Genomic DNA, 217 nt, shown 5'->3' on the forward strand with positions numbered 1-217 from the left:
TTTCTGAGCTACGACTGTGCTTGGCTCTTGCGTGTTTTGCGAGCTGAACAGCAGATTGGGTCGGGTGATCTCAAAAATAATCGAGTCCGCGTTTTTGACCCCGGATACGTCGTATGCAATTTTGCATTGGGGCTTGTCCAGACCCAGGTGCAAAAAGCCTTTGGTGCCTAAATAATCAGCCTTTGGAAAATCAATTGAAGGCATAATTTTATTGGCG

General features: G+C 46.1%; 1 protein-coding gene. It reads right to left on the minus strand.

What is annotated here, in order from left to right; genetic code table 11:
• The coding region (locus RRF55_RS28965; protein WP_439419442.1) for a hypothetical protein at positions 1 to 217 on the minus strand (217 nt) is incomplete at both ends.

This window comes from Klebsiella sp. K47, from assembly GCF_051858335.1.
GTDB lineage: Bacteria > Pseudomonadota > Gammaproteobacteria > Enterobacterales > Enterobacteriaceae > Klebsiella > Klebsiella pneumoniae.